21 protein-coding genes are annotated in these 26,582 nt (G+C 72.2%); 14 read left to right on the plus strand and 7 right to left on the minus strand.

Annotated elements, in window-relative coordinates; translation table 11 throughout:
* Positions 1-156 precede the first annotated feature (156 nt).
* The 5 genes from ACZ6QQ_RS19440 to ACZ6QQ_RS19460 all read left to right on the plus strand — a co-directional run bounded on the left by ACZ6QQ_RS19440 (position 157) and on the right by ACZ6QQ_RS19460 (position 5,709).
* A complete protein-coding gene (locus ACZ6QQ_RS19440; RefSeq protein WP_465877829.1) occupies positions 157-822 on the plus strand; it encodes a uridine kinase family protein in 666 nt (221 codons plus the stop codon).
* 85 nt (positions 823-907) lie between these two features.
* Positions 908-2,047, plus strand: a complete 1,140-nt coding sequence (locus ACZ6QQ_RS19445) for a M48 family metallopeptidase (RefSeq protein WP_465877830.1) — start codon at positions 908-910, stop codon at positions 2,045-2,047.
* A 217-nt stretch (positions 2,048-2,264) separates the two neighbouring features.
* The gene (locus ACZ6QQ_RS19450; RefSeq protein WP_465877831.1) at positions 2,265-3,632 is read left to right on the plus strand and encodes a M20/M25/M40 family metallo-hydrolase; all 1,368 of its coding nucleotides are present in this window, start codon (positions 2,265-2,267) and stop codon (positions 3,630-3,632) included.
* Between the two features lie 111 nt (positions 3,633-3,743).
* Positions 3,744-3,950, plus strand: a complete 207-nt coding sequence (locus ACZ6QQ_RS19455) for a hypothetical protein (RefSeq protein ID WP_465877832.1) — start codon at positions 3,744-3,746, stop codon at positions 3,948-3,950.
* A gap of 43 nt (positions 3,951-3,993) precedes the next feature.
* Complete coding sequence (locus ACZ6QQ_RS19460; RefSeq protein WP_465877833.1) at positions 3,994-5,709, plus strand: ATP-dependent DNA ligase; 1,716 nt, start codon at positions 3,994-3,996, stop codon at positions 5,707-5,709.
* 16 nt (positions 5,710-5,725) lie between these two features.
* Here the strand turns inward: ACZ6QQ_RS19460 and ACZ6QQ_RS19465 are convergent, their stop codons facing one another.
* A complete protein-coding gene (locus tag ACZ6QQ_RS19465) occupies positions 5,726-6,556 on the minus strand; it encodes an SURF1 family cytochrome oxidase biogenesis protein (RefSeq protein WP_465877834.1) in 831 nt (276 codons plus the stop codon).
* Between the two features lie 252 nt (positions 6,557-6,808).
* On the opposite strand from ACZ6QQ_RS19465, the gene ACZ6QQ_RS19470 reads away from it, so the two are divergent.
* Positions 6,809-8,398, plus strand: coding sequence for a cobyrinate a,c-diamide synthase (locus ACZ6QQ_RS19470; protein WP_465877835.1), 1,590 nt, complete (start codon positions 6,809-6,811; stop codon positions 8,396-8,398).
* Positions 8,395-8,973, plus strand: coding sequence for a GNAT family N-acetyltransferase (locus tag ACZ6QQ_RS19475; protein ID WP_465877836.1), 579 nt, complete (start codon positions 8,395-8,397; stop codon positions 8,971-8,973). The genes ACZ6QQ_RS19470 and ACZ6QQ_RS19475 overlap by 4 nt, the downstream gene beginning before the upstream one ends.
* 30 nt (positions 8,974-9,003) lie before the next feature.
* On the opposite strand, the gene ACZ6QQ_RS19480 is transcribed toward ACZ6QQ_RS19475, so the two are convergent.
* Positions 9,004-11,169 (minus strand): transglycosylase domain-containing protein, encoded by a 2,166-nt coding sequence (locus ACZ6QQ_RS19480; protein WP_465877838.1) that lies wholly within the window; start codon positions 11,167-11,169, stop codon positions 9,004-9,006.
* A 123-nt stretch (positions 11,170-11,292) separates the two neighbouring features.
* Between ACZ6QQ_RS19480 and cobC the strand changes: the two genes are divergently transcribed.
* From cobC to cobA, 3 genes are read left to right on the plus strand one after another with little or no spacing between them, the layout of a single operon-like run.
* A complete protein-coding gene (cobC, locus tag ACZ6QQ_RS19485; RefSeq protein WP_465877839.1) occupies positions 11,293-12,501 on the plus strand; it encodes an Rv2231c family pyridoxal phosphate-dependent protein CobC in 1,209 nt (402 codons plus the stop codon).
* The gene (locus ACZ6QQ_RS19490; RefSeq protein WP_465877976.1) at positions 12,501-13,709 is read left to right on the plus strand and encodes a nicotinate-nucleotide--dimethylbenzimidazole phosphoribosyltransferase; all 1,209 of its coding nucleotides are present in this window, start codon (positions 12,501-12,503) and stop codon (positions 13,707-13,709) included. Before cobC ends, ACZ6QQ_RS19490 begins: the two co-directional genes overlap by 1 nt.
* Positions 13,710-13,717: 8 nt before the next feature.
* Entirely contained in the window at positions 13,718-14,977 is a 1,260-nt protein-coding gene (gene cobA, locus ACZ6QQ_RS19495; protein WP_465877978.1) for a uroporphyrinogen-III C-methyltransferase, read from the plus strand.
* Between the two features lie 196 nt (positions 14,978-15,173).
* On the opposite strand, the gene otsB is transcribed toward cobA, so the two are convergent.
* Entirely contained in the window at positions 15,174-17,747 is a 2,574-nt protein-coding gene (otsB, locus tag ACZ6QQ_RS19500) for a trehalose-phosphatase (protein ID WP_465877979.1), read from the minus strand.
* A gap of 26 nt (positions 17,748-17,773) precedes the next feature.
* Positions 17,774-19,174, minus strand: a complete 1,401-nt coding sequence (locus ACZ6QQ_RS19505; RefSeq protein WP_396815277.1) for a trehalose-6-phosphate synthase — start codon at positions 19,172-19,174, stop codon at positions 17,774-17,776.
* Positions 19,175-19,485: 311 nt separating this feature from the next.
* Here ACZ6QQ_RS19505 and ettA point away from each other — a divergent pair, with 311 nt between their 5' ends.
* The 4 genes from ettA (at position 19,486) to ACZ6QQ_RS19525 (ending at position 23,123) form a co-directional block, all read left to right on the plus strand.
* The gene (gene ettA, locus ACZ6QQ_RS19510) at positions 19,486-21,162 is read left to right on the plus strand and encodes an energy-dependent translational throttle protein EttA (protein ID WP_465877840.1); all 1,677 of its coding nucleotides are present in this window, start codon (positions 19,486-19,488) and stop codon (positions 21,160-21,162) included.
* Complete coding sequence (locus tag ACZ6QQ_RS19515; protein ID WP_465877842.1) at positions 21,155-21,619, plus strand: acyl-CoA thioesterase; 465 nt, start codon at positions 21,155-21,157, stop codon at positions 21,617-21,619. The genes ettA and ACZ6QQ_RS19515 overlap by 8 nt, the downstream gene beginning before the upstream one ends.
* Positions 21,616-22,371 carry a DUF8185 domain-containing protein gene (locus ACZ6QQ_RS19520; protein ID WP_465877844.1) on the plus strand — a complete coding sequence of 252 codons (756 nt, stop codon included), beginning with the start codon at positions 21,616-21,618 and terminating at the stop codon, positions 22,369-22,371. The genes ACZ6QQ_RS19515 and ACZ6QQ_RS19520 overlap by 4 nt, the downstream gene beginning before the upstream one ends.
* A gap of 149 nt (positions 22,372-22,520) precedes the next feature.
* Positions 22,521-23,123 (plus strand): type III secretion system chaperone family protein, encoded by a 603-nt coding sequence (locus ACZ6QQ_RS19525; RefSeq protein ID WP_465877845.1) that lies wholly within the window; start codon positions 22,521-22,523, stop codon positions 23,121-23,123.
* A gap of 31 nt (positions 23,124-23,154) precedes the next feature.
* On the opposite strand, the gene ACZ6QQ_RS19530 is transcribed toward ACZ6QQ_RS19525, so the two are convergent.
* From ACZ6QQ_RS19530 to ACZ6QQ_RS19540, 3 genes are all read right to left on the minus strand, one after another.
* Entirely contained in the window at positions 23,155-23,619 is a 465-nt protein-coding gene (locus ACZ6QQ_RS19530) for a globin (RefSeq protein WP_465877846.1), read from the minus strand.
* 33 nt (positions 23,620-23,652) lie between these two features.
* Entirely contained in the window at positions 23,653-25,038 is a 1,386-nt protein-coding gene (locus tag ACZ6QQ_RS19535) for an MFS transporter (protein ID WP_465877847.1), read from the minus strand.
* A 269-nt stretch (positions 25,039-25,307) separates the two neighbouring features.
* Positions 25,308-26,366, minus strand: a complete 1,059-nt coding sequence (locus ACZ6QQ_RS19540; RefSeq protein ID WP_465877848.1) for a mechanosensitive ion channel family protein — start codon at positions 26,364-26,366, stop codon at positions 25,308-25,310.
* Between the last annotated feature and the right edge of the window lie 216 nt (positions 26,367-26,582).

Raw genomic sequence — 26,582 nt, forward strand, 5'->3', positions numbered from 1 at the left:
AAGAGTGGTTATTCGCGGCCGGATAACCACTCAAACAGTGAAAGTGGGGCGTCGGGCGTCGGGCGTCGGGCGTCGGGCGGCGGGTCTGGGGCGGCGGGTGGCGGGCGTGGGGCGGCGGCGGGTGGCGGTGGGTGGGGCGGGAAGTAGCGTGCGGGGGTGGTTGGGCGGGTGGAGACGTACGCGGGGCTTGCCCGGCTGATTGTGGGGCGGCCGGCGCGGCTCGGCCGTACCCGGTTGGTGGCGGTCGACGGGCCCAGTGGTGCGGGCAAGACCGTCTTCGCCGATCGTCTCGCCTCGGCGCTGGCCACCGGTGTCGGGGTGGTGCCGATCGTGCACACCGACGACCTGCTGGCCGGCTGGGAGGACCAGTTCACCTTCTGGCCCCGGCTGGAGGAGTGGGTGCTCGCCCCGCTGCGCGCCGGCCGACCCGGCCGCTACCGCAGCTACGACTGGGTACGTGAGGAGTTCGGCCCGCACTGGGTCACCGTGCCGGCGGCCCCGGTCGTGATCCTCGAAGGGGTGAGCAGTGGCCGGGCCGGCATCGCGCCCGAGTTGACCCTGACGGCCTTCGTGACCGCGTCGGCCCGACTGCGCCTGGACCGGGCGGTACGACGGGACGGGGCGGAACTGCTGCCGTACCTGATCCGGTGGCGGCAGGGTGAGCGCCGGCACTTCCGCGCGGACGCCACCGCCGACCGGGCCGATCTGGTGGTCGACGGTGCACCCGCTCGGCCGACGGCGGCAGCGGGTTGCGGTGACCCGGCCGGGGGCGCCGCCGCGGCGGCGTTCGATCCGGAAATCCACTACGTTCGATTGGCTTGACTGGCATGTCCGGCCCATGGACGGCATCGGGCCGCTGCGGCACGATCGCAGGGTAGGACGAGGGACTGTGGACGGGGAGCCCACGATGACTTCAGCCGGCGAGGGCGCTGCGGGCGCTCCGGCCCGTACCCGGTTGGTGCTGACCGGGATCAGCTCGCGGGCCTGGGAGCATCCCGCCGACCGGGGCGCGCTCACCGCCCTGCGGGAGCTGCGCGGCTTCGACGAGGTGATCCGGTCGTTCTTCGGGATGTGGAACGAGCGCGGTTTCCGGCTGAACTTCCTGGCCACCGGCATCCGGGTCGACCACCGCCAGTATCCACGGGTCTACCAGCGCTTCACCGAGGCGGCGAGCACGCTCGACGTGCTGGAACTGCCCGAGCTGTACGTCACCCAGTCACCGTGGCTGAACGCCGAGGCGATCGGGCTGGACCGTCCGTTCATCACCCTCAGCTCCGCCTGCGTACAGCAGCTCGACGACGACGAGTTGCGCTGCCTGCTCGGCCACGAACTCGGCCATGTCGGCAGCGGGCACGCGGTCTACAAGACGATCCTGTCGATTCTCACCCGCTGGGCGGCCAGCCTGAGCTGGCTGCCGGTCGGGGCGATCGCCCTGCGCGGGATCATCGCGGCGATGCTCGAATGGTGGCGCAAGGCCGAGCTCTCCGGTGACCGGGCCGGTCTGCTCGCCGGTCAGGATCCGGCTGCCGCGCTGCGGTTGCTGATGAAGATGGCCGGCGGTGGGGACCTGTCGCAGATCGACACCACCGCCTTCCTGGAGCAGGCGGCCGAGTACGAGGGCGGCGGCGACCTGCGGGACAGCTTCCACAAGATCAGGATGACCGCGTGGAGCACCCATCCGGTGCCGGTGGCGCGGGCCGCCCAGCTGCGGCAGTGGATCGACTCGGGCGGGTACGGCCGGGTGCTCGCCGGTGACTACCCCCGGCGGGCGGACGACCGGGACGCCTCGGTGACCGAGGACGTCCGGGCGGCGGCCGAGTCGTACCGGGAGGCGTTCGGTAGCAGCCAGGATCCGCTGGTCGGGCTGTTGCGCCGGCTCGGCGACGGTGCCACCGACCTGGGCGACTGGGCCGGCGGCGGGGCCAGCCGGGCCCGTACCTGGATGGGGGCGGCGGGCGAGGCCGCCGCCCGTGCCGCCGGCCGCCCACGCCGAACGGAGGGCCCCGACGGCGGGACCGCGACCGGCGGGAATGGCAACGGCGGCTAGGTCTTGTCCCGCGGGCCCTGTCGTCCGGAGCGTTGGTAGGCGGCCCACGGATCGCCCTGATGCACCACGGTCGCTCCCTCGTTGTCCGCCTCTCATGATTGCGAAGAGTTTGGCCGGTCATAGCGAGCCAAACTCTCCGGGATCATGGCACGGGAGCGGGAACGGTTCTCTGGGCTCGGCGGGCAGGCAGCGGTAAGGGCGGCCTACGATTCCGGTCATGACCAGACCGATCTTCACCGAGGCCGGGTTGCGGGCCGCGATCGAGCGGGAGCTGCCGGGCGTCCGGGCCGACCTCGAACGCCTCGTCCGGATCCCCGGCATCGCGTTCGACGGCTTCGACCACGCACAGGTGGAACGCTCCGCCGAAGCCGTCGCCGAACTCATGCGTGGCTGCTCGCTCGACGTAAAAATCGTGCGCTCCGGCGGGCAGCCGGCGGTCATCGGTCGGCGGGCCGCGCCGCCCGGTGCGCCGACCGTACTGCTCTACGCCCATCATGACGTCCAACCGGTCGGCGACCTGAGCCTCTGGGAGAGCGACCCGTTCGAGCCGGTGGAGCGCGACGGGCGCCTCTACGGCCGGGGCGCGGCCGACGACAAGGCCGGCGTCATGGCGCACATCGCCGCGCTGCGCGCGTTCGGCGACGACCTGCCGGTCGGTGTGGTGTTGTTCATCGAGGGCGAGGAGGAGTTCGGCTCCGACTCGCTGGAGCAGTTGCTCCGGGAACACCGCGACGAGATCGCCTCCGACGTGATCGTGATCGCCGACTCCGGCAACTGGGACATCGGCGTACCGGCGTTGACCACTTCGCTGCGCGGCATCGTGAACTGCTTCGTCGAGATCCGTACGCTCGATCACGCGGTGCACAGCGGCATGTTCGGCGGTGCCGTTCCGGACGCGCTGACCGCGCTGACCCGGCTGCTCGCCACCCTGCACGACGACGCTGGTGACGTGGCGGTGGGCGGGCTGGTGAGCCGGGTCGGCGCTGCGGTCGACTACCCGGAGGACCGGCTCCGGGCCGAGTCCGGCCTGAGTGAGGGAGTCTCGTTCATCGGCACCGGGCGGCTCACCGACCGGATCTGGACCAAGCCCGCGCTGGCGATCCTCGCCATCGACGCGCCGCCGACCGTCGGTGCGCCCAACGCCCTGGTCCCGGCCGCGAAGGCCAAGCTGAGCGTACGGCTGGCGCCGGGCGACGACCCCAAGCGGGCGTACGCGGCGCTGCGGGCGCACCTGGAGAAGCACGCCCCGTGGGGGACGACGGCCACGGTCACGTTCGAGCACGACGGCGACCCGTGCGTGATCGACGCGACCGGGCCCTACTTCGACGCGGCGCGGGGTGCCTTCGAGGCGGCCTGGGACGGGGTTCAGCCGGTCGACATCGGGGTCGGCGGTTCGATCCCGTTCATCGCCACCTTCCAGGAGATGTTCCCGCAGGCGGCGATCCTGGTCACCGGTGTGGAGGACCCGCACGCGCGGGCGCACGGGCCGAACGAGAGCCTGCACCTCGGCGAGTTCGCCCGGGTCTGCCTGGCCGAGACGCTGCTGTTGGCCAAGGTCGCCGAGGTGGCCGCCGCCGACCGCTGACCCGCACGGGACGCGGGGCCCGTTGATCGCCGATCGCGGGCCCCGCGCCATGCCGGGGGAAAACGGCGAAGTTCCGACGTACGTCCCGAGTCGTGCAGTATGGTTTCGAACATGAGTACGAACGAGGCGATTGTGCGGCTCGACGCCGCTGTCAGTGCTCTGGGGGACGTCAACGTCTCCGCGTGGTCCGAGGAAGTGTTGCGGGACCAGCTCGGTGAACTTTCCACCGTCCTCTGCGCGCTCGACGCCGTGCTCTCCCGGGTCGCCGACGAGATACGGGCCCGGGGGTTGCGGGTCGAGGAGCCCATCTCCGCATAGCTTTGCCCGACGGTATGTCGGGGGTGGCTGCCAGGATGGGGACGTGCGGTTCCTCGACCTGGCGGCCACCTCCGCCGCCGTGAGCGCGACCTCCGCCCGACGGGCCAAGGTCGAGTTGCTGGCCGCCGCCCTGCGCGGGCTCGCCCCGGACGAGATTCCGGCCGGCTCCGCCTACCTGGCCGGTGAGCTGCGCCAGCGGCAGACCGGGGTCGGCTACGCCGCCTTGCGTGACCTGCCGCCACCGGCCGAACACGCGACGCTGACCGTGGCCGACGTCGACACCACGATCGACGACATCGCCTCGGTCGCCGGGCCGGGGTCGCAGGCCCGCCGCCGTGAACTGCTCGGCCGGCTCTTCGCCGCCGCCACCGTCGACGAGCAGCGGATGCTGACCGGGCTGTTCAGCGGGGAGCTGCGCCAGGGCGCCCAGGCGGGTCTGCTGGCCGACGCCGTCGCCCGCGCCGCGCAGGTGCCGCTGCCCGCCGTACGCCGGGCGTTGTTGCTGGCCGGCGACCTGAAGGCGGTCGCGACGGCGGCCCTGACCGGTGGCGCCGCCGCCCTCGCCGAGATCAGCCTGCGGGTCGGTCGCCCGCTCGCGCCGATGCTCGCCGCCAGCGCCCCCTCGGTCGACCAGGCGATCGAGGCGACCGGGACACCGGCGGTGGTCGACGTCAAGCTCGACGGCATCCGGATCCAGGTGCACCGCTCCGGCGGTGAGATCGCCGTCTTCACCCGCAGTCTGGACGACATCACCGCCAGGGTGCCCGAGGTGGTGGCGGCCGTGCGCGCACTGCCCGCCCGCGAGCTCGTGCTCGACGGGGAGGCGATCGCGCTCGACGCGACCGGCCGGCCCCGCCCGTTCCAGGAGACCGCCAGCCGGGCCGCCACCCGGGGCGCCCGGCGCAGTGCGACCGCCGGGCTCTCCGCCGAGGTGGCCGCCGAGCAGTCGGCGACCGAACCGGTCCGGTCGTTCGGCGCCGCACCGGCCGCCCCGCCACCGCCGACCGACCCGCCCACCCCGGACCGGCTACCGGTCCCGGTCCGCCCCGAGCCGGCCGCCCCGGCGGTACGGGCGGCAGCCGGCAGCACCGGCACGACCGTGCTCACGCCGTACTTCTTCGACCTGCTGCACCTCGACGGCACGGACCTGCTCGACGCGCCCGGCCGGCAGCGGTGGGCGGCTCTGGCCGACACGGTCGCCGCGCCGCAACTCGTCGGCCGGGTGACCGTCGACAGTGTGCTGGCCGCCGCCGACGCGTTCGCCGCCGCGCTCGACGCCGGGCAGGAGGGCGTGGTGGTGAAGTCGCCGGAGGCACCGTACGAGGCCGGTCGGCGCGGCAGCGGCTGGATCAAGGTGAAGCCCCGGCACACCCTCGACCTGGTGGTGCTCGCGGTGGAGTGGGGCAGCGGCCGTCGTCAGGGCTGGCTGTCGAACCTGCATCTCGGTGCCCGCGACCCGGCCGGCGGCGGGTTCGTGATGCTCGGCAAGACGTTCAAGGGTCTCACCGACGACCTGCTGCGCTGGCAGACCGAGCGTTTCCTCGGCCTGGCCGTCGAGCGGAGCGACTGGGTGGTCCGGGTCCGGCCCGAGCAGGTGGTCGAGATCGCGTTCGACGGGGTGCAGACCAGTTCCCGGTATCCGGGTGGGATGGCGCTGCGGTTCGCCCGGGTGATCCGCTACCGCGACGACAAGAGCGCCGCCGAGGCGGACACCATCGACATGGTCCGGGCCATCCACACCGGCCGGATCAGCGGCTGAGCCGGGGGAGGCGCGGTCAGGCCGGGGTGGCGGGTGCCGGGTCGGCGGCCCGGTCCCGGTTGCGCGGGGTGCGGTCACCACCGGTCGGCAGGGTGTCGCCGAGCGCTTCGCGGCGGGCCAGCCAGCCGAAGCCGTAGAGGGCCATCAGCGCGAACAGCCACCACTGGATCACGTAGCCGGCGTTCTGCCAGTTGTTCTCGTGCTGGATCGGCACCGCCGCGAAGGTCGGGTCGGCCGCCGGGGTCTGCTCGGTGACCAGCAGGTACGCACCGAACACCGGGTACGGCAACTCGCCCGCCAACCGGGGTACGGCCACCCGGCGGGTTTCCAGCTTGCCGTCGCGCCGGTCCACCGCACCGGGCTTGCTCTCCGACAGGTGCACCCGCCCGACCACGGTCACCTGCCCGGTGGGGACGGCCGGGATCCGGGGCTGCTCGGTCGCGGAGCCGCCCGGTGGCGGCACCCAGCCGTGGTCGACCAGGACCGCGCTGCCGTCGTCGAGCAGCAGCGGGGTGACCACCTCGAAGCCGACCTTGCCGTCCACCGTCCGGCCCCGGACGACGATCGTGTTCGTGGTGTCGTACCGCCCGGTGACGGTGACCATGCTCCAGGCCGCTTCCTTGGCCGGCGCCCGACCCGCCACCCCGGCCGCGCCGCCCGCCGGGGGCAGGACGCCGGCCAGCGGGACCGGTGCGATCCGTTCGGCGGCGTCGATCCGTTCGTTGATCGCGGACCGTTCCCGGTAGCGGCTCAGCTGCCAGTTGCCGAGCAGCACCATCACCGTGGCCGCGACCAGCGTCAGGGCGAGGATGCCCAGCCAGCGTGGGCTCAGCAGGAAGCGGTACACGACACGAGGTTACCCGTGTGACGGCAGCCACTACGCTGGTGCCCGGATTGGCGGCCGGCGGGTCTTCCCGACGCCCGGTATCGTCACGCCCGGCGATCCGGTTGCCGGGTTGCCCCGCCCCGCCACGTCCGCGCGCGTCTGTTCCATCCGCGCGCGTTCGCCCTCGTCCGGGTCCGGGGGACCGGGCCGCCCGGGTGATCCCGTGCCCTGCCGTCCGTCTCCGGTAATTCGTCCGCCCCCGAGGAGCCGATCATGACCGCCGTGCCGCGCGTACTGGTGAGCGCGCCCTCATCCGGACACGGTAAGACCGCGATCGCCGTCGGGTTGCTCGCCGCGTACGCGGGCCGGGGGCTGGCCGCCGCCGGTTTCAAGGTCGGCCCGGACCAGATCGACGCCGCGTACCTGGGACTCGCCGCCGGGCGACCGGGGCGCAGTCTCGACCCTCGGCTGGTCGGTCCGCACCGGGTCGCGCCGATCTTCGCCCACGGCTGCGCGGGCGCGGACGTGGCGGTGGTCGAGGGCACCATGGGCCTGTTCGACAGCCTCGCCGGCCGCTCCGAGACGGATTCGACCGCCGCCGTGGCAACCGCCCTGCGGGCCCCGGTCGTGCTGGTGGTCGACGTCGCGGCGATGGGCCAGTCGGTGGCCGCGCTGGTGCACGGCTTCCGCGCGTACGACGAGATGCTGTGGCTGGGCGGGGTGATCCTCAACCGGGTCGCGTCCGACCGGCACGAGCAGTTGCTCCGGGACGCGCTCGACGACATCGGCGTACCGGTCTTCGGCGCGCTGCGCCGCCACGAACTCCCCGCCGTCCTGCCGTCGCGCGAGCACGGGGTGGTGCCGGTGCTGCACCGGGGTGTGGACGCGTACCGGGGGATGCGCCGGCTGGGTGAGGCGATCAGCGCCACGGTCGACCTGGACCGGCTGCTCGCGCTGGCCCGGTCGGCTCCCCGGCTCGCGGTCGAGCCGTGGTCGGCGGCGGAGGCGCTGGGCCAGGGTGCCGGCCCGGTCAACGGCGGCCGGCGGCCGGTGGTCGCGCTGGCCGGCAGCACCGCCCTGTTCTACTCCTACCCGGAAACGGCCGAACTGCTCGCCGCCGCCGGGGCCGAGGTGGTCCCGGTCGACCCGCTCCAGGACGACAACCTGCCCGAGGGGACCGACGCGCTGGTCGTCGGCGGCGGGCTGCCCGAGTCGTACGCGGAGGAGCTGTCCGCGAACCGCCGGCTCGGCGCCGAGGTGGCCGATCTGGCCCGGTCCGGTCGCCCGGTGCTCGCCGAGGGGGCCGGCGTGCTCTGGCTGACGCGGGAGTTCGACGGCCGGCCGATGACCGGGGTGTTGGACGCAACCGGGGTCAGCACCGACCGGATAGTGGTCGGCTACCGGGAGGCGACCGCCCGCGCGGCCAGTGTGGTGGCCCCGCTCGGGGCCCGGATGATCGGTTACAAGCAGCATCGGGGCGTGCTGACCCCGAGGGCCGGGCAGGCACCGGCGTGGACCTGGGGCGGCGGTACGCCGGAGGGCTTCGTCTGGCGTCAGGTGCACGCCTCGCAGCTCATCCTGCACTGGGCCGGCACGCCGGAGATCGCCGGCCGGCTGGTCCGGGCGGTGGCGGCGGTGAACCCGCTGGCGCCGAGGGCGGGTGCGGAGCCGGTTGCCGGCGGTCGGGTCGGGCCGGTGACCGGGCCGTTGGCGCCCCGAGCGGGTGCGGAGCCGGTGGCCGGGCCACGGCTGGGGCTGGTGCCCCGGGCGGGCGCCCCGGTCGGCGTGACGGAGTCGGCGGCCACACCCGAGCAGCCGGATCCCCGTACGCCGAGCGGCCCGACCGGTGGGATGTCGGCGTGACCGGCGAGGTGGCGGTCCGTCGGTTCCCGACCCTGACCGTCTCCACCCCGCGCGCCCACGTACGGCCACTGCTGGCGTACGACATCGCGGCGGTCGCCGAGATCTTCGGTGACAAGCTGACCCAGCGCTGGTTGCCGCTGCCCGAGTCGTCCGGCCCGATCGACGCCACCGCCTGGTGCACGGAGATGGCGAAGGAGCGGCGGGACAGCGGCAACGGCGACCACTACGGGGTGGTCCGGCGCGAGGACGACCAGGTGGTCGGGGCGCTCTGGACCAAGCGCACCGACTGGTCCGGCCGGGTCACCGAGATCTGCTACGCGGTCGCCCCGCAGGCGCGGGGTTTCGGCTTGGCCGCCGAGGCGGTGCTCGCCCTGGCCATCGCGTTGATCCTGGAGCACGGTTTCCAGCGGATCGAGCTGCGGGTGGCGCCCGGCAACGTCGCCTCCCGCCGGGTCGCGGAGAAGGCCGGTTTCAGCTACGAGGGCCTGCTGCGCAACGCCGGGTACGCCCAGGGTGGCCGGGTCGACCTCGAATCCTGGTCGTTCGTCTCGGCCGACCTGCGCCGCCAGGCGTGAGGACCCGCCGCCGGAGTGGGCGAGTGCCGGTCACCGGGTGATGTCGAGCGACGGTGGGGCGAACTGGCGTACCGGCTGGTCCTTGAGCGCTTCCTTCAGGGTGTCGGAGACGGTGCTCACCGGTTTGTTCGACTGCGCGTCACCGACCGCGTTGAACGGGTTGTCCGGGTCGGCGAGGAAGCTGGCCATCGCGTACTCCGGGGTGTAGCCGACGAACCAGGCGGACCGGGTGCTGTCCGTGGTGCCGGTCTTGCCGGCGACCGGGCGACCGACGGTGCCCTTGACGCTGTCGGCGGTGGACCAGCCGCCGCACGAGCCCCGGGCCGGGGTGTCGCCGGTGGGGCAGCGGGCGGCGTCGGTGGCGGCGCGGGCCGCGTCGGCGCTCACCTCCTGGTGGCAGCGGGGCTTGGCGGCCTCGACCTGTGCACCGCTCTTCGTGGTGATCATTGTCGGGGTGCCGTCCGGGTTGGTGATCGAGGTGACCGGGATCGCCTCGCAGAACCGGCCGTCGGCGGCGATCGCCGCGTACGCGTTGGCCATCTCCAGCGGGGTCACGTCGGAGACGCCGAGGACGAAGGCGCCCCATTCCTTGCGCTTCTCCGGCGACGCCTGCCGCTGGTCCACCTCGGTACGCCACTGCAGTCCGAGCCGTTCGGCCAGGGCGACCGCCTTGTCCGCGCCGACCGCCTGCTCCAGTTGGACGAAGTAGGTGTTCACCGACTTGCCGAAGCCGGACCACATGGTCTGCCGGCCGGTCATCGCCGCGCTGGCGTTGGACGGGCACCAGAGCCCGCCGCAACTGCTGGTCGTACCGCCGCCGGGGTAGATCGAGGTGATCTTCATCGGTGAGTCGTACGCGGTCGACAGGGGCATGCCGGCGTCGAGCGCGGCCAGCATGACGAACATCTTGAACGTCGATCCGGCCTGGTAGCCGGGGAGGTCGCCGCCGCCGAGCAGCGGGTTGACGGTGTTCGGGTAGTTGCCCCTCATCCGGGACCGCTTCTCCGGGTCCGAGTGCGGGCCGTTCTCGGAGGAGTCCAGCGAGTAGATCCGGTTGATCGCCATCGCCTTGACCCGTCCGGTGCCGGGCTCGACCGCGACCAGGCCGTGCGCGAACGGGCTGCTCTCGCTCTCCTTCGCCAGTACGTTCTTCTCGGCGATCTCCTGGACCTTCGGGTCGATACTGGTGATGATCTTGTAGCCGCCCCGGCGGAGCTTGTCCTGCCGTTCCAGGGTGTTGGTGCCGAAGCCCGGCTGCACGGACCACCAGGCCTTCAGGTAGTCGCAGAAGAAGCCCCAGCTGTTGTACTCCTTCGACACCGAGATGCAGTCGTTCGGTGGCGTACTGAGCTTGAGCTTGATCGGTTCGGCCTGCATCGTCGCCGCCATGTCCGGCGAGATGTAGCCCATGGTGCGCATCCGGTCGATCACGTAGTTGCGCCGGTCGGTGGCGGCCTTCTGGTCGTTGACCGCCGGGTCGTACTCGGAGGGGGCCTTGACCAGACCGGCGAGGGTGGCCGCCTCGACCGGGCTGAGGTCCCGGGGGGTCTTGGAGAAGAAGATCTCCGAGGCGGCGTAGATGCCGTACGCGCGGTGGCCGAAGTAGGCGGAGTTGAGGTACCGCTCCAGGATCTCCGACTTGGTCATCTCCTTCTCCAGGTCGAGCGCGATCCGCATCTCGCGCAGCTTGCGGATGCTGGTCTGCTCGGTCGCCTCCTGCACCTCCAGCGGCGTCTGCGCGCTGTCGCGCAACGCCATCCGGACGTACTGCATGGTCAGGGTCGAGGCGCCCTGGGAGACCCCGCCGGCCTGCTGGTTGGCGACGAACGCGCGGGCCACGCCCTTCGCGTCGACGCCGTTGTGCTTGTAGAACCGGGAGTCCTCGGAGGCGACGATCGCCTGCTGGATGTACGGCGACATCTCCCCGATCGGGGTGTACTTGCGATGCTCCTCGTAGAACGTGGTGAGCAGCGTCTTGCCGTCGGCGCCGTACACGTAGGTGGTCTGCGCGGGTGAGGTGTGGCGCAGGTCGCGCGGCCGGTCCCGGACCAGGTCGGCGGTTGCCTTGGCGCCGAGCCCGCCGAGGGCGGCGAGCGGGTAGGCCGCTGCGGCGAGCACAACTCCGGCGATCAGACCGGCCCGGAGCAGGGGAAGGAAGCGGTTGCCTTCGGGAGGCTTGAGGGTGGGGTTCGTCACCCTCTTAAGCTATGACATGCCCCATAATAACCTGATAAAAATTCGCGAACGTCGCCGTCGCACCCCACTCCACCGCCGGCCACCCGCTGGCCCGCGAACCCGGCGCCGGGCAGGATCCCCGTCATGCACCCGCAGGTAACCGCGCCGCACCCACCGGCACCCGCCGGCCCGCCGCCCGCCGCCGGTTACCCCGACGCGGACCTCGGTCACCCGGACGACACCGCCCCCGCCGTCCCCGACACCGGCCTCGGCCCCGACACCGGCCTCGGCCAGCGTGACGACGCCGACGTGGACCTCGGCCATCACGGCGACGCCGAGGTGGTGCCCGGCCTGGTCGACCTCGCGGTCAACGTCCGCCGGGCGCCGATGCCGGACTGGCTCGCCGACCCGATCACCGCCTCCCTCGGCGAACTGGCCAGCTACCCCGACCCCGGCCCGGCCCGCGCGGCGGTCGCCGCCCGGCACGGCCGACCCGACGCCGAGGTGCTGCTCACCGCCGGTGCCGCCGAGGGCTTCGTGCTGCTCGCCCGGGCACTGCGGGAGGCCCGCCGCCCGGTCGTCGTGCACCCGCAGTTCACCGAACCCGAGGCCGCGCTCCGGGCCGCCGGCCACCGGGTCGAACGGGTCCTGCTACCCGCCGAGACCGGCTTCCGGCTGGACCCGGCGCTGGTGCCGGCCGACGCCGACCTGATCTTCGTGGGCAACCCGACCAACCCGACCTCGGTGCTGCACCCGGCCGCCGTCCTCGCCGAACTGGCCCGGCCGGGCCGGGTCCTGGTGGTCGACGAGGCGTTCGCCGACACCACCACCGACCCGGACGCCACCGACGCCGAACCCGAATCACTCGCCAACCGACGGGACCTGCCCGGTGTGGTGGTCGTGCGCAGCCTCACCAAGACCTGGGGGCTGGCCGGGCTGCGGATCGGCTACCTGCTCGGACCGGCCGAGCTGATCGACCGGCTGGCCGCCGTACAGCCGCTGTGGGCGGTCGGCACACCGGCCCTGGCCGCCGCGCGGGCCATCGCGACGCCGGTCGCGGTCGCCGCCGAACGGGAGATCGCCGTACGGCTCGCCGCCGACCGCGAGTACCTGGTCCGCCGCCTGTCGGCGCTGCCCGGCGTACGCGTCGCGGGCACCCCGGCCAGCGCGTTCGTGCTGATCCACCGGCCCGGCGCCGCCGACGTACGGCTCGCGCTGCGCGACCGTGGCTACGCCGTACGCCGGGGCGACACCTTCCCCGGGCTGGGCGCCGACTGGCTGCGCGTGGCGGTGCGGGACACTGCCACCACTGACGCGTTCGTCGCCGTGCTGGCGGAGATCCTGGAGGCATGATGTTGGAGGCGCTGATCGCCGCGATCCGCCCGCTCGACACCGAGGCGATGGCGGCCGCCCGTCTGCTGCACGGCCGGCTGACCAAGCCCGCCGGCTCGCTCGGCGCCCTGGAGGACCTGTCGGTACGCCTCGCCGGCCTGGCCGGCACCTGCCCGCCCCCGCTGCCGGCCCCCGCCGCCGTGGCGATCTTCGCCGGTGACCACGGTGTGCACGCCCAGGGGGTGACGCCCTGGCCGCGCGAGGTGACCGCGCAGATGGTCGGCAACTTCCTGGCCGGCGGTGCCGTGGTCAACGCGTTCGCCCGGCAGACCGGAGCCTCGGTCACCGTGGTCGACGTCGGCGTGGCCACCCCGCTGCCCGGCTCGGATAACCCGACCGCAGCCACGGCCACCTCCGCCGTCGCGACCACGGTCGACGAGTCGACCGCCCTGGACGACCTCACCGCCCCCGACGCCCTCGTGGACCTCGACGGCCCCGCCCCCACCCCGACCGTCCCCGCGCAGCGGTCCACCCCTGACGAAACCCCCGCCCTCGTCCGGGCCCGGGTCCGCCCCGGCACCCGCGACATGACCGTCGAGCCGGCCCTCACCCGCGACGAGGCCCTGGCCGCGATCGAGGTCGGCCGCCGTACCGCCGACGAACTGATCGACGCGGGCGCGGGAATCCTGCTCACCGGTGACATGGGCATCGCCAACACCACCGCCGCGGCGGCGCTGATCGCCGTACACACCGGGGCCACCGCCGCCGAGGTGACCGGTCGGGGCACCGGCGTCGACGACGACACGTACGCCCGCAAGGTGGCCGTGGTGACCGCCGCGCTGGCCCGGCACCGCCCCGACCCGACCGACCCGCTCGGCGTACTCGCCGCCGTCGGTGGTCTGGAGCACGCCGCACTGACCGGCTTCATCCTGGGCGCCGCCGCCCGGCGTACGCCGGTGCTCCTGGACGGGGTGAGTACGGTGGCCGCGGCACTGGTCGCCGCCGCCTTCGCGCCGGACGCCGTCGGCGCCATGGTCGCCGGGCACCGGTCCGTCGAGCCGGGCGCCAGCACCGGCCTGCGCGCCCTCGGCCTGGAGCCACTGATCGACCTCGGACTGCGGCTCGGCGAGGGGACCGGCGCCCTGCTCGCCCTCCCGGTGGTCGCCGGCGCGGTCCGGGTACTGCACGAGGTGGCGACGTTCGACGCGGCGGGAGTATCGGAGAAGTGACGCAACAGATCGGCACCAACCCCTACCCGCTCGGCCTGCGACTGGCGGGCCACCGGGTGCTGGTGGTCGGTGGGGGAGCGGTGGCCACCCGCCGGGTGCCGGCGCTGCTGGACGCGGGCGCCCTGGTGGAGGTCGTCTCGCCCGAGCTGACACCCGCGCTGCGGGCGCAGGTCGACGCCGGCCGGGTGCGGTGGACGTCGCGGCGGTTCGAGCCCGCCGACGTCGACGATGCCTGGCTGGTGCAGGTGGCCGTGGACGACCCGGATGCCGCCGAGGCGGTCAGCGTCGCCGCGTTCGAGCGCCGGGTGTTCTGCGTACGCGCCGACGACCGGGCCGCCGCCACCGCCTGGACCCCGGCGGTGGTCCGGCACGGCGCGGTGACCGTGGCCGTGCTCGGCGGCGGGGACCCGCACCGGGCGGTGACCGTCCGGGACGCCATCCGCGACCGTCTCGCCGACGGCACCCTCCCGCAGACCGGCCGGGAGTCCTCGGCTGGCAGGACCGACGTCACCAGGGCCGGCGGAGGGACCCCCGGCGTCGGTCGGGTGGTCCTCGTCGGCTCCGGTCCCGGCGACCCGGAGCTGATCACCGTCAAGGGGCGCCGCCTGCTCGCCGAGGCCGACGTGGTGGTCGCCGACCGCCTGGTTCCCGGCCTGCTCCTGGACGAACTCCGGCCGGACGCCGAACTGGTCGACGCCTCCAAGATCCCCTACGGTCCGTCCCGCGCCCAGGAGGAGATCAACCGCATTCTGGTCGACCGGGCCCTGTCCGGAGCCTTCGTGGTCCGGCTCAAGGGCGGCGACCCGTACGTCTTCGGCCGGGGCGGCGAGGAGGCGCTCGCCTGCGCGGCGGCCGGCGTACCGGTGACCGTCGTCCCCGGCGTCACCAGCTCGATCGCCGCACCGGCGCTCGCCGGCATCCCGGTGACCCACCGTGGGGTGGCGCACGAGTTCACCGTCGTCTCCGGGCACCTGGCTCCCGACGACCCGGCCTCGTTGGTCGACTGGGCCGCGCTGGCCCGCCTGCGCGGCACCCTGGTGGTGCTGATGGGGCTGAAGAACCTGCCCGCGATCGCCGCCACCCTCCTGGCGCACGGCCGGGAGCCGGGCACGCCGACCGCGGTGGTCCAGGAGGGCACCACCGGCGCCCAGCGCTCCCTGCGCGCCACCCTCGGCACGATCGCCGACGCCGCCCACACCGCCAACATCCGCCCCCCGGCAGTAGTGATCATCGGCAACGTCGTGGCCACCCTCCCCGTCACCGCCTGACCACCCACACACACGCAGAAGCTCCGGTCGGCCACACACCCCGACCGGAGCAGAAACCCAAGGCGTCACCACTCAAGCTACAAACCGAACAGGTAAGGGTTGGGCCCCACCGTGACCGGCGAGGGCATCAATCCTGACGACCCTCGCCGGGCACGGTGGGGCCCAACCTCACAACGTGGGGACCAACCTCACAAGATCAAACCAACGAACCATCCAACAACAACGCACACCGGATCAACCCAAGATGGCTGTACGCCTGCGGGTGGTTACCCAACCCCCGCTCCACCAGCGGGTCGTACTGCTCCGGCAGCAACCCGGTCGGCCCGGCCGTGTCGACCATCTGGCCGAACAGCTCCTCGGCGTCGGCCCGCCGTCCGGTACGCAGGTACGCCTCGATCAGCCACGCCGTGCAGATGTGGAAGCCGCCCTCACGCCCCGGCAGCCCGTCGTCCCAGTGGTAGCGGTAGACCACCGGCCCGCTGCGCAGATCGGCCTCGATCTTCAGCACCGTCGACAGGAAGCGCGGGTCGTCGTCGGGCAGCAGCCCGGACAGCCCGATCCAGAGCGAGGAGGCGTCCATCTCCTCCTCGCCGTACGCGACGCTGTAGGCGCCGACGCCCTCGTGCCAGCCGTACTCCAGCACGTTGTGCCCGATCCGGTCGCGCAGCTCGACCCACTCGGGCCGGTCCTCGCCGCCGTGCCGGCGCACGATCTGTAGCGCCCGGTCCACGGTCATCCAACACATGACCTTGGAGTAGACGTGGTGCCGGGGAGGCAGCCGAGCCTCCCAGAGGCCGTGGTCGGGTTCGTGCCAGCGGCGGCTGACCGCCTCGACCATCGAGTCGAGCACCCGCCACTCGGTCTCCAGCACCGAGCCGCGCAGGTCGGCGACGGCCGCCAGCAGGTCGGCGATCGGCCCGAACACGTCGAGTTGGAGCTGGTGGTTGGCCAGGTTGCCGACCCGGACCGGCCGGGAGCCGGCGTAGCCGGGCAGGGTGTCGATCACCGCTTCGGCGCCGAGTTCGTAGCCGTCGACGGTGTAGAGCGGGTGCAGCCGCTCCGGGTGCCCGCCGGTGCGTTCGACGCAGCCGTCGACCCAGCGCAGGAACGCCTCGGCCTCGCCGAGCGAGCCGAGGTCGACCAGGGCCCGTGCGGTCATCGCCGCGTCCCGCAGCCAGCAGTAGCGGTAGTCCCAGTTGCGTACGCCGCCCAACTCCTCGGGCAGCGAGGTGGTCGCGGCGGCGAGGATGGAACCGGTGGCCTCGTGGCAGAGCCCGCGCAGGGTGAGTGCGCTGCGGGCGACCAGTTCGCGGTCGTGGCTGGGGAGGTTCAGGCTGGCCACCCAGTCCCGCCACGGTTGTTCGGCGGCGGCCTGCCGTTCGGCGACCGGGACCCGGTGATGGGCCAGGCTGTGCGAGCCGAAGCGGAGTTCGAGAGTGATCGACCCACCGGCGGCGGCGAGGTCGACCACGGCGCGGGCGGTCTCGTAGCCGCCGTCGGCGACCACCTGCCACTGCACTCCGGGGGCGTAGAGCGCGATCGGCTCGTTGGAGCCGAGCACCAGCAGCCCGTCGGCGAGCGGTTGGAGCTGGACCGCGACCTGGCCGAACTCGGGCCGGGGGGCGAACTCCAGCCGGACCCGGCCGGATCCGGTGAGCACCCGGACCAGGGTCGAGTCACCGGAGATGACGGCGGACCCGGCCGGAACGTTGTCCGACGACGGCCGGTCCAGCCAGTCGGTGACGGTCAGCCCGGACCAGCGGGTCTCGACGGTCATCGTGCCGGGCCGGTAGCGCTGACCGAGCGGCAGACCGCCGCGCTCCGGTCCGACGCTGAAGTGTCCGGCCGGCGGGCCGCCGACCAGGTCGGCGAAGATCGCCGAGGCGTCCGGCTTCGGGTGGCAGAGCCAGGTGACCTTCGCCTCCGGCGTGAGCAACGCGACGGTACGGCCGTTGGCCAGCATCGAGTGCCGCTCGATCGGCACCGCCCGCTCGCCGAACAGCCAGGTCCGGCGGACCTGGAGCAGCAGGCCGAGCACCCGGGCGGCCTCGATCGGGTCGGCGACCCGGTAGGTCGCCTGGGTCTCCCCGCTGCCGATCTTGATGCCGACGTCGGGGCCGTGCAGGTTGGCGAACGCGTTCTCGTCGGTCACGTCGTCGCCCATGAAGAGCACGGCGCTGGCCGAGATCTGGGTACGCAACTGGTCGACCGCGGTGCCCTTGTGGGTGGGGATCACCGACAGCTCGATGACCTCCTTGCCCTGAGTCACGGTCACCCCGGTCCAGCTCGCCGGACCCTCCTGCACCGCCTTGACCACCCGGCTGGCCACCTCGGGCTTCGCCCCCCGGGTGTGTACGGCGATGCTGGCCGGCTTGCTCTCCAGCCGTACGCCCGGCTGCTCGGCGACGATCCGGCGCAGTTCGTTGCGCAGCCGGGTACGGACCTCGACCAGCTCGGGTGCGAGCCGCTCCACGAAGCCGATGTCGAACTCGGATCCGTGGCTGCCGACCAGGTGCACCTCGCTCGGCAGCCGGGACAGGGTGGCCAGGTCACGCAGCGCCCGGCCGGAGACCACGGCGACCGTGGTCTGCGGCAGAGCGGCCAGCGCCCGGACCGCCGCGACCGACTCCGGCAGCGGTACGGCCTTGCTCGGGTCCTCCACGATCGGCGCGAGTGTGCCGTCGTAGTCGCAGGCGACCAGTAGCTGGGGTGAGCGGGCGATCCTGCCGATCGCGTCCCGCAGCACGGGATCGATCGAGTCCAGGGCCATGGCCCCGGTGTCCAGTACGGACGTGCTCACACTGCCTCCGTTTCGGGCACGCCCAGCTCGTTCAGGAAAGACCGGGCCCAGTGTTCGACATCGTGGGTACGCAGGTGGCGCTGCATGATCCGCATGCGCCGCCGTGCTTCCACCTTGTCGACGTGGACCGCGCGCAACAGCGCGTCCTTCACCCCGTCGGGGTCGTGCGGGTTACAGAGGAAGGCCTGGCGCAACTCGGTGGCGGCGCCGGCAAACTCACTGAGCACGAGCGCGCCGCCAGAGTCGGCGCGCGAAGCAACGTACTCCTTGGCCACCAGGTTCATTCCGTCTCGCAGTGGGGTCACCATCATCACATCTGCCGCGCAGTAGAGCGCGGCAAGTTCACTGCGACTGTACGACTGGTGCAGATAGTGAACAGCAGGCACGCCCACACGGCCAAATTCCCCATTTATCCGGCCAACTTCGCGCTCGACCTTCACGCGTAGTGCCTGGTAGTGCTCGACCCGTTCGCGGCTCGGCGTGGCCACCTGCACCATAACGGCGTCGGGAACTGTCAACTTTCCGTCAGCGAGAAGCTCGCGGAACGCCTTCAGTCGAAGCTCGATGCCCTTGGTGTAGTCGAGCCGGTCGACGCCGAGCACGACGGTCTTCGGGTCGCCCAGTTCGGCCCGGATCTGCTTGGCTCGCGCCTGCACCGCCGGGTCGGCGGCCATCCGCTCCATCTCGGCGACGTCGATCGAGATCGGGAACGCGCCGGCCTTCACCTGGCGGCCGTCGACCTGGATCATCTGGCCCTCGTACCGAAGGCCCAGCAGGTGCCGGGCCAGCCGGACGAAGTTCTGGGCGGCCAGCCGCTGCTGGAACCCGACCAGGTCGGCGCCGAGCAGTCCGCGCAGCACCTCGGCGCGTAGCGGCATCTGCATGAACAGCTCGATCGGCGGGAATGGGATATGAAGGAAGAAACCTATCCGTAGGTCCGGGCGGAGCTCGCGCAGCATCGCCGGCACGAGCTGAAGCTGGTAGTCCTGTACCCAGACGGTGGCGCCCTCGGCGGCCACCTCTGCGGCGGCCTCGGCGAACCGGGCGTTGACCAGCCGGTACGCCTCTCGCCAGCGGCGTTTGTAGGCGGGGGTTTCCACGGCATCGTGGTAGAGCGGCCAGATGGTGGCGTTCGACTGGCCCTCGTAGTAGCGCTCAAGTTCCTCGGCGCTCAGCGGGACCGGGTGCAACCCGATGCCGTCGAGATCGAACGGTTCCGGGGCGGCGCCGACACCACCGGCCCACCCCACCCAGGTGCCCTGGTGCTGCACGAGGACCGGGTGCAGGGCGGTGACCAGGCCTCCCGGACTCCGGCGCCATTGTCGTCCCTCTGGGGTGGTTACCTCGTCGACCGGCAGACGATTCGCCACGACCACGAACGAGCTACGTTCCGTCACGATCTGTGCACCTCCGGTGATTCCGCAGTCCACCGCTGAGCGTACTGAGCGTAGCTGTGGCTACTACCTCGCGGTGCCACTCTTACTGCCCTGCGGGACGGCGTGGGCAAACCGACAAGTGATCTTGACAATATCGTTCCCTTTCGTCCCTCGTCGGGTGCTCCGGCGGGGTGATGTGGGCGGACCGCGCTCCACCTGTCAGGATTGACGACGGCCCGCGCGGCGTTGACCGTGGCTCGCGCCCCGCGCCCGCAGGCTCCCGGGGCTCGGGCGAGCTCCCTGTTCCGCAGACTCTGGAGGTAGGCCGCACCGTGGCCCAGTACATCTACGTTCTGGAAAAGGCGCGCAAGGCGCACGGCGACAAGGTCGTGCTCGACAACGTGACGCTGAGCTTCCTGCCCGGGGCCAAGATCGGTGTGGTCGGCCCGAACGGCGCCGGTAAGTCCAGCCTGTTCAAGATCATGGCTGGGCTGGACCGGCCGAGCAACGGCGAGGCCCGGCTGATGCCCGGCTACACCGTCGGCATGCTCGCCCAGGAACCGCCGCTCAACGACGCCAAGACCGTCCTCGGCAACATCGAGGAGGCGGTCGCGGAGACCAAGGCCAAGCTGGAGCGGTTCAACAAGATCGCCGAGCAGATGGCCACCGACTACTCCGACGAGCTGATGGAGGAGATGGGTCGGCTCCAGGAGGAGTTGGACAACGAGGACGCCTGGGACATCGACTCCAAGCTCGAACTCGCCATGGACGCCCTGCGCTGCCCGCCGCCGGACGCCGACGTCGTCCAGCTCTCCGGCGGTGAGCGCCGCCGGGTCGCGCTCTGCAAGCTGCTGCTGGAGGCGCCGGACCTGCTGCTGCTCGACGAGCCGACCAACCACCTGGACGCGGAGAGCGTGCAGTGGCTGGAGCAGCACCTGGCCAAGTACGCCGGCACCGTCATGGCGATCACCCACGACCGGTACTTCCTGGACAAGGTGGCCGGCTGGATCCTGGAGCTGGACCGGGGCCGGGCCATCGGGTACGAGGGCAACTACTCCACCTACCTGGAGAAGAAGGCCGCCCGGCTGGCCGTCGAGGGTCGCCGCGACGCCAAGATGAAGAAGCGGCTCACCGAGGAACTGGAGTGGGTCCGCTCCAACGCCAAGGCCCGGCAGACCAAGTCCAAGGCGCGGCTGGACCGCTACGAGGAGATGGCCACCGAGGCGGAGAAGACCCGCAAGCTCGACTTCGAGGAGATCCAGATCCCGCCGGGCCCGCGCCTGGGCAACACGGTGATCGAGGCGAACGACCTGACCAAGGGCTTCGGCGACCGGACCCTGATCGAGCACCTCAGCTTCAGCCTGCCGCGCAACGGCATCGTCGGCATCATCGGCCCCAACGGCGTCGGCAAGACCACCCTGTTCAAGACCATCGTCGGGCTGGAGCAGCCGACCGACGGCGGGGTCAAGGTCGGCGACACCGTGAAGCTGTCGTACGTCGACCAGAACCGGGAGGGGCTCGACGGTGACAAGACCGTCTGGGAGGTCGTCTCCGACGGGCTCGACTACCTGATGGTCGGCAAGGTCGAGATGCCGTCCCGGGCGTACGTGGCGGCGTTCGGCTTCAAGGGCCCGGACCAGCAGAAGCCGACCAAGGTGCTCTCCGGTGGCGAGCGCAACCGGCTCAACCTCGCGCTCACGCTCAAGATCGGCGGGAACGTGATCCTGCTCGACGAGCCGACCAACGACCTCGACGTCGAGACGCTCTCCTCGCTGGAGAACGCGCTGCTCGAATTCCCCGGCTGTGCCGTGGTCATCTCCCACGACCGGATGTTCCTGGACCGGGTGGCGACGCACATCCTGGCCTGGGAGGGCGACGACGAGAACATGGCCAAGTGGTTCTGGTTCGAGGGCAACTTCGAGGCGTACGAGAAGAACAAGATCGACCGGCTCGGGGCGGACGCGGCGCGACCGCACCGGGTGACCTACCGCAAGCTCACCCGTGACTAGTCCGGTCGCGGCCGAGCACCCGCCGGCAGCCCGGTACGTCTACCACTGCGCGCTGCGCTGGTCCGACCTGGACGCGTACGGGCACGTCAACAACGCCCGCTTCCTCACCCTGTACGAGGAGGCCCGGGTGGCGTTGATGTTCGTCGGCGGGCGGGCCTGGGGGCTCAGCTCGTTCGCCGACGGCGTGGTCATCGCCCGGCACGAGGTGGACTACCTGCGCCCGGTCGACTACGCCCTCGGCCGGGCCACCGCCGAACAGGCGCCGACGGTCCGGATCGAGCTGTGGGTGGAGGAGATCAAGGCGTCCAGGTTCACCATCGGCTACGAGCTGTTCGACGGCACGGTGCTGGCCAGCCGGGCCCGGTCGGTGCTGGTGCCGTACGACCTCGAACGAGGGCGGCCGCGCCGGCTGACCGAGGACGAGAGCGCCTTCCTGCGGCCCTACCTGATGCCGTGAACTCCTCCGCCGAGTCCGGCCCGGTGTCGGCCGATGCGCTGCCGGCCGGGCACGGGCTGACCGGGGTGGCCGACGCGGGTGCCTTCCTGGCCCGGCTGACCCGGCTCGACCCGGCGGCGGTGGTACGCCTGCGTTCGGCGGGTCCGGCCGGCCGTACCACGCTCTGGGCCCGCCTGCCGTGGGCGGTGCTGGTCAGTCGTACGGTGGCCGGGGCCGGTCCGGGGGACGCCACGGTCGCCGCCGACGCGCTCCTGGCCGAGTTGGCGCGGGGTGGCGCCGGGTTGCCGGCCCGCCGCGACGCCGACTGGAAGTGGCCGCTGCCCGGCTCGACCGGCCAACTCGTCGAGACGATGCCGGGCGCCGACGTACGCCGGATCGCGGCGGCGGCGGCCGGCACCCTGCGCGACGCGGCGGATCACGGTGTCGCGGGCCGGGCGGTGGGGCAGCGGGTGCTCCGGGACGCGCTGCTGGACCACGTGGCGGTGGTGGTCACCGACTCGGCGCAGGTCGCAGCGACCGGCCGGATCGAGGTGCCGCAGCGACTGGTGCAGGCGGTGGTCCGGATGGGCTTCCTCGGGCCGGCCGGTCCGGTCGGGCCCGTCGGCGCCGATCCGGTGCAACCGGGGCGGGACCGGGTGGCCGAGGCGGATCTGGTGCAGGTGCGGGTCGCCGGCCGGTGGACCGGGCTGTCCGCGCCGTACGGAGCCGCCTGGTCACTCAAGGCGAGTCCCTTGTCGATCACGCCGGTCTGAGATCCGCTGAACGGCTGATGCTATATAGTTCCTCTGGTCATGGGCATCCGGTGGGGGGATGCTTCCGAACGGCTATCCGGGTACCGTCGTCCCTCGGATCCAACGCACCGTAGGCGACTGGATCCGCTGGGGAGCGAGGTGCGCGAGCAATGCCGTGGTGGTCATGGCGCCCCGGTCACACCGCCGCGAGCGGTGAGCCGGAGACTCGAAGCAGGATCTCCGTGGACGAGGCCGTCCGGGTAGGACCGCCCGCCCCACGGGAGCCGGAGCACGATTCCGATCAGACCGAGTTGTCCGGGGCAACCGAGCTACCCGCACCGGTCGCGCCCGCGATCGTCGCACCGGTGACCCTGCGCCGGCTCGGCGACGCACTCGACCTGCTCGACGTGCGCTACCTCGCCGACGGCGACGGCAGCCTGCTCGCCATGTGGGAGCGGCACGCGGTGCTGTTCACCCTGGAGGGTCCGGAGGACGAGATCCTGGTGATGCGCGCCCGGCCGTACTCCACCGTGCCGCCGGACTGGGCCGACCGCGCCTACCGGGTGGTCAACGAGTGGAACCACGCCCAGCGGTTCGCCAAGGCGTACGTGGGCGACCCGACCGAGCGCGGCCAGTTGCCGATCTACGCCGAGATGCAGGTGCCGATGCGGTCCGGGGCGCACGACGCACTGCTGGTCGAGGTGCTCGACTGCGGCGCCGCGATGGCGACCACGTTCGTGGACTGGTTGCACGACGAGGGCGCCCTGCTGTAGTCCGGGGGCCCCACCGGGCCCGGTCGGCGGCTCAGCCGATCCGCGGCGGGGTGGCCGGCTCCCCGTCGTCCGTGTTCACCATGAAGTACGCCGCCCGCTCCAGGTAGTCCCAGAGCGTCTGCTCGTACTCCCGGGGTAGGGCCAGGCTGTCGACCGCCCGGCGCATCGCCCGCAGCCAGGCGTCCCGCTCGGCCGGTCCGACCCGGAACGGCGCGTGCCGCATCCGCAGCCGCGGGTGTCCCCGCTGCTCGGAATAGGTGCTCGGGCCGCCCCAGTACTGCATCAGGAACAGCGTCATCCGGTCCGCCGCCGGCCGGAGATCCTCTTCCGGGTAGAGCGGGCGCAGCAGCGGGTCGCTGGCGACGCCGACGTAGAACTCGTCGACCAGCTTGCGGAAGGTCGGCTCGCCGCCGATCGCTTCGAACAGGGTCGCCGGGGTCTGCGCCCGGTCGCCCTCACCTGGAGACGTCACCGTTCCATCCTGCCAGGTCCGCATCGACCGGTCGCGGCGTGGTCGACGCGGCCTCGGTCACAGCGTGCTGACGCCGGTGGGTGACGCGGGGGACGTACCGCTCGCCCGGTCGCCTGCCGGGCGCGGCGGGGACTGTGCCCCGGCGCCCGCCGGGGACTTCCGGCCGGCATCCGCGATGGCGGCGTTGAACTCGTCGGTGCTGGGCCACTTGGTGGCGACCACCAGCATCAGCAGTACCCCGCCGACGCTCCACAGACCGACCACGAGCGGGATGCTGAACTGCCCGGCCAGGACCCCGGTGACCAGTACGGCACCGCCCTGGAGCACCTGCATCCCACTGCTCATCACACCGAACGCCCGAGCCCGGAAACCGGGCGGCAGCGCCTGCACGAACAGCCCGTTGGCGACCGGTAGCAGACCCGCCACGGCGAAGCCGCTGACCAGTGCCATCAGCGCGACCAGCGGCGGGGTCGGATTGAGCAGCGCCGGCACCAGGGCGAGCGGGGCCAGGACCGCGAACGGGCGGATCAGCGTGCGGCGCAGCGCCGGACGCAGGCCCCGCCCGATGGTCAGGCCGCCGAGGATGAAGCCGAGCGGGCTGGCGATCATGATCATGGCCTGGGTCAGCCCGCGTTCGGAGTGTTCGGCGTCCGAGAGCTTCGCGAAGTCGGCCGCCCAGCCGGCCGCCAGGCCCTCCGGCACGATCGCGAAGAGCATCGAGGCGAAGACCACGATGGCGATGGCCCGCAGCACCGGGGTGCCGAAGACCAGTCGGAAGCCCTCGGCGGTCTCCTGGAGCAGGTGACTGCGGTGCTCCTCGGTCATCGCCGCCGGTCGCTGCCGCACCCGGAACCGGATCAGTATGGCGGAGAGTGCGAAGGTGCCGGTGTTGATCAGCAGCGCGACGCTCGGGTTCAGCGTGGCGGCGGTGGCGCCGAGCATGTACCCGACGATCTGGGCGGCCTGGCCGGTGCTGGTGCTCACCGCCAGGCCCACCACCAGCCGGTCGCCGGTGAGCAGCATCGGCATCAACGCCGACCGGGCCGCCTGGCTCGGTGGGTTGGCCAGGGTGATGCCGAAGAGCAGGAGCAGGATGATCGGGACCGGCAGGCCGGGGATCGCGATGATCCCGATCAGCACCATCCGGGTGAGGTCGCAGACCACCATCACGGTCCGGTACGGATGCCGTTCCGCCACCGCGGCGAGCAACGGCCCACCGACCAGCCAGGGCAGGTAACTCACCGCGAAGGCGGCGGCGGAGAGCGTCACCGACCGGGTTTCCTGGAAGACGAGTACGGTGACGGCCGCCCGAGCCAGATAGTCGCCGAGCCACGAGAACGCGTTGGCCGTGTAGAGCGCCCGGAACTCCGGCTGCGCGAACACCTCGCGGAAGGTAGCCGGCCCTTCGGGCGTACGTGTCGCGTCGGACACGGGGGCCTCCATCGTTCTCGACCGCTGACCACTCAGGATGGAGCCGTCGGGGAACGTTTGTCAGACGTAGGGGGCAACGTGCTCGTTACGCTCCGAGAGGAGCTTGTCCCGGATTCTGCCCGATCGTCAGACATCTGGCTAGGGTGGATGGGTAGATCGTCGCATCGTTGACTGAACGAACGGACGATACCTGACCACCCGTGTGGTTCGCGACCCCCGCTCGCCGGCGACCTGACCCCCGTTTTCGGTAATCACCCCGTGAACGCCCGCGAAACCGCTGCTCAGGTGGCACCACCCTGGCCGGTCTCGGTGCCCTCCGGCGGCGGTGACGGCGACCGCAGGTACATCCGGGAGGCCGCGATCTGCGCGGTGATGCCCGAATTTTCGAGCGCCTCGGCCAGCCGCCGACGCAGTTCGCGTCCGACCGGCAACTGACCGTCCGCGGTCGTCTTGACCACCGTACGGATCACCGCTCCGTCCACCGTGACCTGTTCGACGCCGAGCACCTCCGGTGCCTCCACGATCTCCGGCGCGAGCTCCGGATCCAGCGCCACCGCCGCCGCCGCGGTACGCAGCACCGCGGTCGCCTCCTCCGTACCGGCGAAGCCGATCGGCATGTCGACCACCACCATGGCCCAGCCCTGGCTCTTGTTGCCGACCCGGATGATCTCGCCGTTGCGGATGTACCAGAGCACGCCCCGGCCGTCCCGGATCGTGGTGATCCGCAGCCCGACCGCCTCGACCACGCCGGTGGCCTCGCCGAGGTCGACCGTGTCACCCACCCCGTACTGGTCCTCCAGCAGCATGAACAGCCCCGCGATCAGGTCCTTGACCAGCGTCTGGGCACCGAAGCCGAGCGCCACCCCGGCGATACCCGCGCTGGCCAGCAGGGGCGCCAGGTCGAAGCTGAGCTCACTGAGCACCAGCAGCACGGCGATCCCGAAGACCACGGCCGTGACCAGGCTGCGCAGCACCGAGCCGATCGCCGCGGCCCGTTGACGCCGCCGTTCCGGCACCACCAGCGAGGGATCGACCGCCGCCGTCGGGATCCGCTCGCGCAGCGGCTTCAGTACCGTCGGCACCCCCTCGGCGGTGGCGTCGACCAGCCGACTGATGGTCCGGTGCAGCAGCCACCGGATCAGCATCGCGACGAGCACGATCGCGATGATCCGCAGCGGCTTGACCAGGATGTAGTAGCTGCCCTCGGCGAACCAGGTGGTGTCGGTCGCGTCCAGCACCGCCCGGCACAGGAAGCTGTCCAGGCAGCTCTGGCTGGGACGCGGGGTCGAGGTCACCGACGGGCTCGGTGTCGGTACGGCGAGCAGGAGCGCGAGATTCACGCCTGCTTTCGTACCGCACCGGCGGGTACGGCTGCCCGGCGCCCCGCCGCGCGACGCCGCCCGCCGATGTGTCCGGGTACGGGTCCGGGCCGTCGCAGGGTCGACCCGGCCGGCGACGGCACTCGGGTCCAGCCCCGGGCGACGCTCGGGTTAACCGGACGGAACCGGTCATCCTGCCACAGGACACAAAAGCTTCATGAGGGACCCCGGATTAGT

The sequence above is a fragment of the Micromonospora sp. NPDC049529 genome (genome assembly GCF_055586685.1).